The organism is Enhygromyxa salina (assembly GCF_000737335.2).
In the GTDB taxonomy this organism is placed as follows: domain Bacteria; phylum Myxococcota_A; class Polyangia; order Nannocystales; family Nannocystaceae; genus Plesiocystis; species Plesiocystis salina_C.
In genome coordinates, this window is sequence record NZ_JMCC02000061.1 from 36,766 (window position 1) to 48,795 (window position 12,030).

Here is a 12,030-nt window from a genome sequence, read left to right on the forward strand (position 1 = left end):
GCTAAGCGCATGAAGTACATCCCCTACGCGCTCTTGCTGGCTGCCGCCGCGCTGTTTCCCTACTGTGTGCAGCGCGTGTTTCTGCACACCCCGATCGAGGCAGAGATGGGCACCGCGCAGAAGATCTTCTACTTCCACGTCCCGCTCGCGTGGATCTGCATGCTGTTCGCCGTGATCTGCGGGGTCGCAGCGGGCGTGCAGCTGCGGCGCCGCTCGGACAAGGCCGAGGCGCTCGCGGTCGCGGCCGGCGAGATGACCGTGCTCGCTGGCGTCGGCGTGTTGATCACCGGCCCGATCTGGGGCGACGCGACCTGGGGGACCCCGTGGACCGGCGACGCCCGCCAGGTCTCGACCGCGCTGCTGTGGCTGGTGTTCGTGGCCTACTTGCTGGTCCGCGAGTACGGACCACCCAACTCCGAGCGCATCGCCGCGGCGCTGGCGATCTTCGGTGCGATCGACGTGCCGATCATCTACTACGCCGTGAAGATCTGGAAGACGACGCACCCGCAGACCGGGGTGGTCGGCTCGCTGCCCCAGAGCATGTGGAACACCCTGTTCGTGTGTCTGGCGGCGCTGATGATGTTGAGCATCGCGCTGGTCTGGATCCGCGCAGCGCAGGCGCGGATGGCGATCGCCCTCGACCAAGCGTGGATCGCCGCGGACACCCAGCCAGGGGCGGCGCAGCCGGCCTGAGGAGCTTTTTGTCATGAACGAACTCGACTTCGAGCAACCCGAGCAACCCGAGCAACCCGAGCAAGTCGGCGAAGCAGCCCAGACGCAGGCGCCCGGCACCAAGAAGGTCGAGGGCCGCGACCCGGCCACCGTCCGGCTCAAGCGCGCCTATGAAGCCGAGGTCGAGAACAAGGTCGCCTCGGACTACAGCCACATCGTGTGGGCCTACGGGGTGATCTGGGCGATCTTCGCGATCTACGGCGCGCTCTTGTGGCGCCGCGCCGTCGCCCAACGTGCCGACCTCGCCGCCCTCCAGGCCAAGCAAAAATGACCCTCGGCCACTTCATCTACATCCCTGGCATGTTGTTGCTCGGGATCGTGATCGGCTACGTGATCGGCGGTCGCAAGGCCGAGCTCGCAGCCGGGGATCAGGCTGACAAAGATCAGCGCAAGGCCGCCCGCGACGCGCGTCGACGTGCGCGCGAGTCCTGACGGATCGCCGCTGTGCCAGGATGAGCCGCGGGGGACTGCTTGCGACCACTCGACGCGGCGGCTATCAATGCCCGCCCGAGGAGGTCCCATGTACAACCCACAGATCAGCGACGAGCAAAACCAGCTAGTCGGAACCGCGCGCAAGTTCACCGCCGAAGTCATCATCCCGGCAGCGCACGAGTACGACGAGACCGAGACCTTCCCCACCGAGATCTTCCGCCAGGCGTGGGATCTGGGCCTGATGAACGTCGAGATCCCCGAGGCCTACGGCGGCCTCGGGCTTGGCACCGTAGAGGGCTGCCTGATCGCCGAAGAGCTGGCCTATGGCTGCCCCGCGGTTGCGACCTCGATGATGTGCAACCACCTTGGCGCGCTGCCCTTGATGGTCGGCGGCAGCGAAGAACAAAAGCACACCTGGCTCGAGCGGCTGATCGAGAACTTCGAGTTCATCAGCTACGCCTGCTCCGAGCCCGACGCCGGCTCCGACGTCGCCGGCATGAAGTCGCGCTTGGTGGCCAAGGACGGCGGCGGCTACTCGCTGACCGGGCAGAAGCGGTGGATCACCAACGCCGGCCAGGCCAGCATGTACACCGGGTTTGCGACGATCGACCCGGCGCTCAAGCACAAGGGCATCACCGCGTTCGTGGTCGATCGCCAGACCAAGGGCGTCAGCGTGGGCCGCAAGGAGAAGAAGCTGGGCCAGCGGGCCTCGGAGACCTCCGACGTGCTGTTCGACGACGTCGAGCTGGCTCCGCAGAACATCTTGGGCGAGCCCGGCAAGGGCTTCTATATCGCCATGGAGGTGTTCGACAAGTCGCGTCCAATGATCGGGGCCTCGTGCGCCGGGATCATTCGTCGCTGCCTCGACGAGTCGCGCAACTACGCGCTCGAGCGCAAGACCTTCGGCGTGCCGATCGCCAACCACCAGGCCATCCAGATGATCTTGGCCGACATGGCGATCGCCTACGAGGCCACCCGCGCGCTGTACCTCAAGGCCGCGTGGGAGGTCGACAACGACGTCAAGCGCACGATCACCTCGTCGCTGGCCAAGTGCTTTGGCGCCGACGCGGCGGTCAAGGCTGCGACCGATGCCGTGCAGGTGTTCGGCGGCTACGGCTACACCCGCGAGTACCCGGTCGAGAAGCTGTACCGTGACGCGAAGTTGATGCAGATCTACGAGGGCACCTCGCAGGTCCAGCGGATGGTCATCGCCAAGAACCTCCTGCGCTCATAGTCATGACTATGACCCCCACAGGCGGTTTCGCACTTCGCAGGTCACTCGCTTCGCTCGCTCCCAACGGGGTGGCTGTTGGCATGCGCATGTGTGGCCCCCTGGGAGGGGGCTCTCGTCTGGCCACCTGCAGGCACTGGGGACCGCTCCACTCACGTGTTGTGCTTTGTGAACCGGGTACCCCTCCACTCACGTGTGGTTGTTTGTGAACTGGGGGGAGTCTCTCGCTGATGCCTGATTTGGGGAGCGCCATCGGTGTGTTCGACAGCGGGGTTGGGGGGCTGACGGTGCTCGCGGCGCTGCGTGAGCGGCTGCCCAACGAGCGCTTCTTGTATCTTGGTGACACGGCGCGGCTGCCTTATGGGAGCAAGAGTCCTGACACTGTGCGTCGCTACGCTCGCCAAGCTGCGGGGAAGCTGGTCGAGCGTGGGGTCAAGCTTTTGGTTCTGGCTTGCAACACGGCTTCGGCGGTTGCTGTCGATGATCTGATCCAGGCGTTCGCGCCGCTTCCGGTGATCGGCGTGGTCGAGCCCGGGGCCGCGGCCGCGTGCGCGGCGACCCGCAGCGGGCACGTGCTGATCACCGGCACCGAGGGCACCGTGTCGGGCGGGGCGTACCAGCGGGCCATGCTCGCCCGCCGCCCCGAGCTGAAGATCGACGCGGTCGCGTGCCCGATGTTCGTGGCCTTGGCCGAAGAGGGGTGGATCGAGGGTCCGATCCCCGAGGCCGTCGCCCGCCGCTACCTCGAGCTCGAGCTCGCCGGGCCCGAGCGCACCCGTGTGGACACCGTGGTCCTCGGCTGCACCCACTTCCCGGTGCTTCGCGGGGTCCTCGAGCGTGTCTGCGGTGGAGCCGTGCGCTTCGTCGACTCCGCGCAGACGACCGCGGCCGTGGTCGCCGAGGTGCTCGCGCGCGAAGGTCTCGCCAACCCCAACACCGATGGCACGGCGCGCGTGCGCCTGCTGGCGACCGATGCCCCGGAGCGGTTCGCCCGTGTCGGCTCGGTGTTCCTCGGTCACCCGCTGGCGTCCTCCGAAGTCGAACTCGTCGACCTGTAGACGCGCAGAGACGATCTCCGGCCGCGTCAAATCAACACTGGGCAGGTGTACCGGTCCAGACACCCAAGTGAGCCAAGAACCTGGCTCGCGCCCATGAAAAGCCGCACCCGAGCTGAAAAACAGGTGGCCCGTGTCTCTCGTACTTGTAGTACCGTCCGGGTACGAGACATGTAAGTCGGCAACTCGCGTCCCGTTGCCCGACGAGCTTCCAACCTGCGCTCGCGCAGCTGTTTGCACGCTGCCCGAGATCGTGTCCCAAGAACCACACCATGCCCGATCCTGCTCGCGCGGGTCGACTGCTCGCGCGGCAAGTCGAGCATGCTGCCCTGCATGCGCTCGAGCCTGTTCAATCTGTCCTGAATGATCACCCCTGACAGCACCCGAGAGACATCGAACGATGTCAGGAACCGGTAAACAGCTGGGGGCTCTTGTGATATATCAGGCCGCCTTGGTTACTACCCGTGCGGCGCGTCCGACTGGTTTCGCACCGACAAGGAGCCCCCTCCTGTGAAGCGTTCCCTGCTCAAGTCCCTGATCTCCGTCTCCCTGGTGACGGTCCCTGGCTTCGCGCTGCTGCTCACCCCAGAGCTAGCAGAGGCTGCGCCACCGTCCAGTGACAAAGGCGTCATCAATGGCGTCGTCAAAAACTCGACGAACAGCCAGCCGATCGAAGACGCGATCGTCATCCTGCAGTGCACTTGCCTCAGCGGCGAGGTCGAGCGCAGGACCAACAGTCGCGGGATCTACTCGTTCGCGGATCTGCCCTCGGGCAACTACACGATCCAAGTGCTCTCGGGTAAGGCGAACGTCTCCAAGATCACGCAGCTGCCGCGTGGCGCCAAGTTCCGGGCCAACTTCTCGCTCAACCCCGAGCAAGATCAGGTCATCGAGATCGTCGTCGAGGCTGCGCCCGTCGCCTCCAACCCGGCGGCCGCGATGACCATCGGCATGGAGGAGGCCAAGCAGCTCCCGGTCGGCTCCAACACCAGCCGCGACTTCACGGCTGTCGTCGACATCTCGCCCACGGCCAGCCGCGACGCCGCCGGCATCTCGCTCGCTGGCACCACCGGCGCCGAGACCAAGTACACCGTCGACGGCGCCAACATCACCAACCCCGCGTTCGGCACGGTCGGCGCCTCGATCGTCCAGGAGTTCATCCAGGACGTCGAGATCAAGGAGTCCGGCTACGACGCCGAGTTCGGCGGAGCCTCGGGCGGCCAGGTCTCGGCCCGCCGCGTCGCAGGTACCAACACCCTTCGCGGTGAAGCGGGCGTCCGGTTCACGCCGCGCCTCGCCGAGCCCCGCCTGATCACCGCAACGGACGAAGCCCTGCGCGTGACCCAGGTCGGCGACTTCCAGGCCCAGGCCTACGCGGTCGTGTCTGGCCCGATCAAGAAGGACAAGGTGTTCTTCACGGTCGGCCTCGCGCCCGGCGGGACCCAGTTCACGCTGACCCAGAGCTTCTATAACCGGCAAGATCTCGACGGATCCGGCGGCTACGAAGACTGCCCCTACGAGAACGGCACCAACGACTGTGTGGAGGGGGGCAACTACATCGCCTCTACGAAGTTCGCCTCGCAGAAGTTCCGGACCGGCGCGATCAATTTCCAGTACATCGCCGGCATCGACTGGGCCGTGACCCCGCGCCACAAGCTTGGCTTGACCGCGCTCGGCGGCCCCAGCTTCTTGCGCACCACGTACCGGCTGCCGTTCAGCTTCGATCCAAACGCGTTCGGCACCAACCCGAGCTCGGATCCGCTTGGCGGCGCCGCTCGGATCGCAACCGGCGTCGTCAACGATCACTTCGGCACCACGCTCGGGCACACGACCTCGGTTGGCCTCAACTACGAAGGCCGCGTGCTCGACGACAAGATGGAGATCGACGCGGGCGTCTCCTACTACCAGTCGGTCTACGAAGACGCCTGGCGGCTCGACAACCCCAACCTCAAGAACCTCCCGGCGACCCAGGAGCAGGACTCGCAAGGTCGCAACCTCTACGAGTTCCTCGATCGCGCTGGCGCGGTCGGTGACGTAGAGGGCGTCGACGAGGCCTGCAACGGCGCGGATCTGCCGGGCATCGCCTGTCCAACGCGGCGCTGGCTCTCGGGCGGTATCGGCGAGTACGACCGTGACATCCAGCGGCGCGTGCAGGCCAACTTGGCCTTCACCCACTTCTTCGAGGCCGCGGGCTCGCACCAGGTCAAGTGGGGCGGCTCGATGTCGTGGGACAACCGCCGCAGCATCTACACCTACTCCGGCCAGAACGAGGCAGACTTCTACGACAACTGCGCCGCTGGTGACGAGGGCGGCGGCGAGTACTGCTACAACGCCGCGGACAACACCTACGAGTTCGATCGCTCGACGCGGGTCAACAACCACCGCTTCATCCGGGTCGACACCGACAACCCCGACAACCGCTTCACGCGTGGCTTTGGGTCGATCCGCCACGAGCAAAAAGACCTGCGCGCCATCGCAGATCCGCTTGGTCGTGGTGTCCGCATGGACAACTACGACGAGACGCTCTCGACCTTCAACTACGGCGTCTTCCTGCAAGACAAGTGGGCGATCCTGTCCAACCTCTACATCAGCGGCGGCGTTCGCTGGGAGGTCCAGGACATGCGGGACATCTTCGGCGACACGAAGATCCTGATCTGGGACAACGTCGCGCCCCGCGTCGGCGTCGTCTACGACTGGACCGACGAAGGCAAGAGCCGGCTCTACGCCAGCTACGGGTGGTTCTACCAGCCGCTCCCGCTGCAGCTGAACAGCCGCGTGTTTGGTGGCCTCGTCGGCGTCAACCGCTTCTACAACCAGAGCGACTGCTTTGGTCAGACCACCACGGTCAACGGCGACACGCATCCGCGCGTCGATGACCAGGGGCAGCCAACCGAGTGGTGCGTCGACACCAACCAGGGCACCACCGGCCTGACCGAGGGCGCGATCGTCCCGCGGCTCAAGGGCAACTACAACCAGCAGTTCCAGGTCGGCTACGAGCAAGAGGTCGTCGAGGACTTGGTCCTCGGGTTCCGCTGGCTGCACACCGATCTCGGCCGCGCGGTCGAGGATGTGTCCGTCAACGGCGGCCAGACCTTCATCATCGCCAACCCTGGCGAGGCCGTCAGCGACAAGCACATCCAAGAACAAAGGCAGCTCTGCTCGGATCTGCAGTCGCAGTTCGACGCGTTCGATCCAAACGACGAAGAGAAGAACACCGTCGCCCGCGAGCTCAACGCGTGTAACAACAAGACCCTCGCGTTCGAGCAGATCAACGAGCAGTTCGACAAGCCCACCCGCAACTACGACGCGTGGACCTTCCAGCTGCAAAAGCGCTTCGCCAAGAACTGGCTGTTGCTCGCCAGCTACACCTACAGCCGCCTGGTCGGCAACTACGACGGCTTCGTCGACCCGATCAACGGCTCGGTCAACATCGGCGCCAGCGCCCAGTACGACACGCCCGAGCTGGTCCGCAACAGCTACGGCCCGCTGTCCAGCAACATCCCGCACCGCGCCAAGATCGACGGCTTCTACAGCTTCGACCTCAAGCAGGCTGGCCGGCTCACGCTGGGCACCAGCTTCCGGTTCCAGTCCGGGTTCCCGGTCAACGTTCGCTCGGATACCCCGAACTTCAACTACGCCGGGTCGTTCCTGATCTACATGCTCCCGCGTGGGTCCGGTGGCCAGGTCCAGCCCAACTACCAGTGGAACCTGAGCGCTGGGTATGCCTACCCGCTGCCCAAGGACCTCGAGATCGAGTTCAACGCGCGCGTGTTGAACGTGACCAACGCCAAGGCCGTGCTCCGGGTCGATGACGTCTACACCTTCCAGGCTGCTCGCCCGATCGCTGGTGGTGACCTTGGGGATCTGAAGCACGCGAAGGTGTGGGCCCAAGGCGGCGGAGCTGACAACTTCTTTAATCGCACGATCGTGCAGCCGCAGGGCAACTACGGGGTTGAGACCTCGTTCCAGCAGCCGTTGTCGGCGCAGTTCGAGCTGAAGCTTCGGTTCTGAGTTGTCGTTAGAGCCTACTGTTTGAGGGGGGCGGCCTTTGGGTCGCCTTTCTCAATTTTGGGGACCTGGGTTGGGGGCCGGGCCCGGGCTGGCTGGTTGGGCGCGTCCGGGCTGCAACCACCGACCGGGATGGTTGGTTGTTCGCGGTGGGTAGCGTGCCGATGTTGGGCGGGCCCGGGCTGCAACCCCTGACCGGGATGGTTGGTTGTTCGCGGTGGGTAGCGTGCCGATGGGGGCGGGCCCGGGCTGCAACCCCTGACCGGGATGGTTGGTTGTTCGCGGTGGGCAGCGTGCCGATGGGGGCGCGCCCGGGCTGCAGACGACCCCAACCCGGCTACGGTCTACTCCAGTCTCGTGACCCCGCTTCCTTTGGAGCTTTCTTCTTGGCCCGACCTCGCTTCTCTTCGCTAATCTCCACGTGCGTAGATACGCCGGGTTGGGGCCGTCTCCGGCCTGGTGGGCGCTCGTCGCTTTTCGGGCGTGGTCTCCGATCTGGGCAATCGGACGGATGTCGGTGGTTGCGTCGATGAGTCATGCGGATGACCGACGCTTCGCGGAGAGGCCCGTGCTTGCGTTGAGTTCTACGCGTGGATGCGGGGGGGCGGGCCAACAAGGCTCGTCGTGTGACGAGCATCTTTGGGGTCGCAGATCTTCAGCGAGTTCGAGCGGCCGCGACGCGCATATCGACGGCGCCCGATCGCTCGGATCGGAGACCACGCCCGAGGACGACGAGCGCCCACCAGGCCGCAGACGGCCCCAACCCGGCGTATCTACGCACGTGGAGGTTAGCGAAGAGAAGGCCAGTCGGGCCAAGTAGAAGGGACGGGAGGAAGCGGGGTCACGAGACTGGAGTAGACCGTAGCCGGGTTGGGGTCGTCTGCAGCCCGGGCGCGGTGCCCCGTCGGCACCCGACTCACCGCGAACAACCAATCCGAGCTCGAGCATCGAGAGCCTGGTTACGCGTAAGTCCAATTGTGTGGGTGCGTTGCTGGGAGGAACCCGTCGCGAACCGGGGTCGAATGCTCGGGGCCCGAATGCGAGGCCGAAGTGTCACGATATACGCTGTCTAGGCTTGCGGTGGTTGCATCGCTGCTGGCTACGGGGATCTGCATGCTGGGGGTGGTGGGGGTGGTCCAGGCTGCGCCGCCGTCTAGCGCGAGCACCAGTGGGAGTATCTCGGGGGTTGTGAGCAGTGGCGACGACAAAGAGGCGGTCGCGGGGGCGCTGGTCGTGCTCTCGTGCAGCTGCTTGAAAGATGAGATTCAGGTCTACTCCAATGCGCGGGGGGTGTATTCGGTGTCGGGGCTGCCGGCGGGGTTGTACACGGTGCAGGGGTTTTACGACGATCAAGAGGCGAGTAGTCGGGTCGAGCTGCAGCGCGGGGGCAAGCTGCGGGCGCACTTGGGGCTGCGAGGGGGGCGGCGGGCGAAGGACACGGTACTCGTGGTTCGGACACCGGTTGATACCAGGACGCCGACGACGGTCACCCGCATCACGGGGGACGAGCTGCGGATTCAAAATGGCGGGGACGGGATCAATAATGATGGGTTCTCCGGCGTGATGGATCTGGTCCCGACCTCGAATGACAATGGGCCGCGCAAGGCGATGGTGGGGCTCTCGGACGCGGAGCAGAACTATTCTGTCAATGGGCACAACGCGAATGACGCGACCATGGGCGCAGCGGGGGCGGCGATCATTCGTGAGTTCGTTGCCGAGGCGGAGGTGCTCGAGGCCGGGTATGAGGCGGAGCACGGCAACGCCTCGGGCGGGCAGATCAACGTGCGGCGGCTGGCGGGGACCAATGATCTGCGGGGAACGGCGGGGGTCCGGTTTTCGCCGCGGTTGGCCGATCCGCGCACGATCCTGGCGACCGACGAGGCGCTGCGGGTCACGCAAAACCCCGACTATGGGGGTGGGGCGTATGTGGCGATCTCGGGTCCCATTGTTGAAGATCGGTTGTTCTACTCGGTCGGGCTCAACTTTTCGGGGGCCAAGCACACGCTGACCCAGAGCTTCTACCATCGGGTCGATCTCGACGATTCGGGCGGGTACGCCGATTGCCCGTACGAAAACGGGACCAACGACTGCGTGACAGACGGCAACTACATCGCCTCGCAAAAATTTGCGGACCAGAAGTTTGCGACCGGGGGCGTGCAGATTGGCTGGCTAGGTGGGCTGGACTGGCGGATCCGGCCGCAGCACACCTTGGGGCTCACGGTGCTCGGCGGGCCGTCGTTCTCGAAGACGAGCTATCGGCTGCCGTTTTCGGTGGATCCGGTCGCGTTTGGGACCAACCCCGACGCGGCGCTGGGTGGCAGCGCGCGGATCGCAACGGGGATCGTGGATGATCACTTTGGCACGGATCTGGGCATCAGTAACTTGATCGGGCTCGAGTACCACGGCCGCGCGCTCGACGGGCGGATGGAGATCGACGCGCAGGTCAGCTACTGGCAGGGCTCCTCGCAGATGGCGTGGCGGCTCGAGGATCCATCGCAGAGGACCCGACCGGCCACCCAAGAACAGACCGCGAACGGTCGGAGCTTGATCGAGTACCTCGACCGCGAGGGGCGGACCAGCCTGGTGCCAGGGGTCGAGTCGGCCTGTAATGACGCGACGCTGCCCGGGAACGCGTGTCCGGTGCGGACCTGGGTGTCGGGCGGGCTTGGCCAGTACGAGCGCGACGTCGCCCGGCGGGTCGAGGGCAGCTTGGATCTCACCCACTTCGTGGACTCCAAGCAGGCCCGCGGCGGCAGCCACCAGGTCAAGTACGGCGCGTCGGTGGGGTGGCTGCAGCGCCAGAGTCAGTATCAGTACTCGGGCAGCAACGCGGGCGACTTCATGGATCATGGCTGCACGGCCGACGAGGTCGGGGGCGGGGAGTACTGCTATAGCGACGAGGGTGGATACCGCTTCACCAAGTCGGATCGGGTCAATAACCATCGCTACGCGATCGTGGACGGCAACAACCCCGACAACATCACCACATTTGGCTACGGCACGGCCCGCCACGAGACGGGTGAGCTGCGGGCGTTGGCGGATCCGCTTGGCCGCGGGGCCCGGGTCGATGGCTACGAAGAGACGCTGTCGACCATGAACTACGGGGTGTACCTGCAAGATCGGTGGGCGGTCACCCCCAGCTTGGTGCTGACCGGCGGCGTTCGCTGGGAGCTGCAGGACATGCGCGACATCTATGGCCGCAGCCAAGTGCTGATCTGGGACAACGTCGCGCCCCGGGTTGGGGCCGTGTACGACTGGACCCAAGAGGGCCGCAGCAAGCTCTACGCCAGCTATGGGTGGTTCTATCAGCCGCTGCCCTTGCAGCTCAACAGCCGCGCATTTGGTGGGTTGGTCCAGGTGACCCGCGGCTACCAAAACAGCGACTGCTACAATCGAGTGACACAGGTCAACGATGATGCCCACCCCCGGGTCGACAATGGCGGGCAGCCGACCGAGTGGTGCGTTGACGGGGGCGGGTCCACGACCGGTCTGACCGGCGGGGCCGTGGCGCCCGGTCTGAAGGGGCCCTACAACCAGCAGTTTCAGCTTGGCTACGAGCAAGAGCTGGTCGAGGATCTGGTCGTCAACATGCGCTGGGTCCACCAGGATCTAGGTCGCGCCGTCGAGGACGTCTCGACCAACGGCGGCACCGACTTCATCATCGCCAACCCCGGCCGCGAGGTGTCCAAGTCCGCGATCGCGGCCCAGGATGCCATGTGCGCCGAGCTAGAGGCCAAGTTCGAGGGGCTCCCGGATGACGCCGACGACCGCGGCCAGCTCGCCCGCGAGCTCTCGCGCTGCGAGTTCACGGCCGGTGCGTTTCGTGAGCTCGGCAGCATGTTCCCCAAGCCGATCCGGACCCTGGACGCATACACCGTGCAATTGACCCGGCGCCTGGCCAAAGGCTGGAGCGTGCGCGCGAGCTACACCTACTCGCGCAACGTCGGCAACTATGATGGCTACACCGATCCGGTCAATGGCTCGATCAACCTCGGCGCCAGCACCCAATACGATACGCCCGAGCTGGTCCGCAACAGCTATGGGCCGCTGACCGGGACCGTGCCGCACATGCTCAACCTCGACGGCATCTATAGCTTCGATCTACGCAGGTCGGGGCGGCTGACCCTGGCGACAAACGTTCGGGTTCGCTCGGGGGTGCCGATCAGCGTGCGGACCGACTCCGCGAACGCGCAGTATCGCGGCGCGTACTTGACCTACCTGCTCCCGCGCGGCGCGGGTGGCCGGGTCGAGACCAACTACCGGGTGAACTTGACCGCCTCGTACACCTACCCGCTGAAGGAGGATCTCGAGCTCGAGTTCATTGGCCGGATCGTGAACGTCACCAACGCCAAGGCCGCCCTGCGCGTCGACGAGGTCTACAGCTTCGACGGCGCCCGGCCGATCGCGGGGGGCGACATTGGCGATCTCAAGCACGCCAAGGTCCATCGGCCCGGCGGCGGCTCGGGGTTCTTCAACCGCGAGATTGTCCAGCCGCAGGGCAACTTCGGGGTCGAGACCCGGTTTCAGCAGCCGGTGTCGGCCCAGTTCGAGCTCGCGCTGCGGTTTTGAGCA

Annotated in this window: 7 protein-coding genes; all 7 read left to right on the forward strand. The window is 65.6% G+C overall.

Annotated features, from left to right (window positions below):
* Positions 1–9: 9 nt before the first annotated feature.
* The 7 genes from ccsA to DB30_RS22655 all read left to right on the forward strand — a co-directional run bounded on the left by ccsA (position 10) and on the right by DB30_RS22655 (position 12,027).
* Positions 10–693, forward strand: a complete 684-nt coding sequence (gene ccsA, locus DB30_RS22625; protein WP_052552426.1) for a cytochrome c biogenesis protein CcsA — start codon at positions 10–12, stop codon at positions 691–693.
* A gap of 13 nt (positions 694–706) precedes the next feature.
* Positions 707–1,003, forward strand: coding sequence for a hypothetical protein (locus tag DB30_RS22630; RefSeq protein WP_052552428.1), 297 nt, complete (start codon positions 707–709; stop codon positions 1,001–1,003).
* Positions 1,000–1,164 (forward strand): hypothetical protein, encoded by a 165-nt coding sequence (locus tag DB30_RS22635; RefSeq protein ID WP_153258389.1) that lies wholly within the window; start codon positions 1,000–1,002, stop codon positions 1,162–1,164. The genes DB30_RS22630 and DB30_RS22635 overlap by 4 nt, the downstream gene beginning before the upstream one ends.
* Positions 1,165–1,252: 88 nt before the next feature.
* Positions 1,253–2,398 carry an acyl-CoA dehydrogenase family protein gene (locus tag DB30_RS22640; RefSeq protein WP_052552429.1) on the forward strand — a complete coding sequence of 382 codons (1,146 nt, stop codon included), beginning with the start codon at positions 1,253–1,255 and terminating at the stop codon, positions 2,396–2,398.
* Between the two features lie 227 nt (positions 2,399–2,625).
* A complete protein-coding gene (murI, locus tag DB30_RS22645) occupies positions 2,626–3,453 on the forward strand; it encodes a glutamate racemase (protein WP_052552432.1) in 828 nt (275 codons plus the stop codon).
* A gap of 507 nt (positions 3,454–3,960) precedes the next feature.
* Positions 3,961–7,461, forward strand: coding sequence for a TonB-dependent receptor (locus DB30_RS22650; RefSeq protein ID WP_052552433.1), 3,501 nt, complete (start codon positions 3,961–3,963; stop codon positions 7,459–7,461).
* Positions 7,462–8,646: 1,185 nt separating this feature from the next.
* Positions 8,647–12,027 carry a TonB-dependent receptor gene (locus DB30_RS22655; RefSeq protein ID WP_052552435.1) on the forward strand — a complete coding sequence of 1,127 codons (3,381 nt, stop codon included), beginning with the start codon at positions 8,647–8,649 and terminating at the stop codon, positions 12,025–12,027.
* Positions 12,028–12,030 lie beyond the last annotated feature (3 nt).

Bases quoted from the DNA above. Each gene is read 5' to 3' on its own strand.
- ccsA (WP_052552426.1), top strand. From the start codon at position 10: ATGAAGTACATCCCCTACGCGCTCTTGCTGGCTGCCGCCGCGCTGTTT.
- DB30_RS22630 (WP_052552428.1), top strand. From the start codon at position 707: ATGAACGAACTCGACTTCGAGCAACCCGAGCAACCCGAGCAACCCGAG.
- DB30_RS22635 (WP_153258389.1), top strand. From the start codon at position 1,000: ATGACCCTCGGCCACTTCATCTACATCCCTGGCATGTTGTTGCTCGGG.
- DB30_RS22640 (WP_052552429.1), top strand. From the start codon at position 1,253: ATGTACAACCCACAGATCAGCGACGAGCAAAACCAGCTAGTCGGAACC.
- murI (WP_052552432.1), top strand. From the start codon at position 2,626: ATGCCTGATTTGGGGAGCGCCATCGGTGTGTTCGACAGCGGGGTTGGG.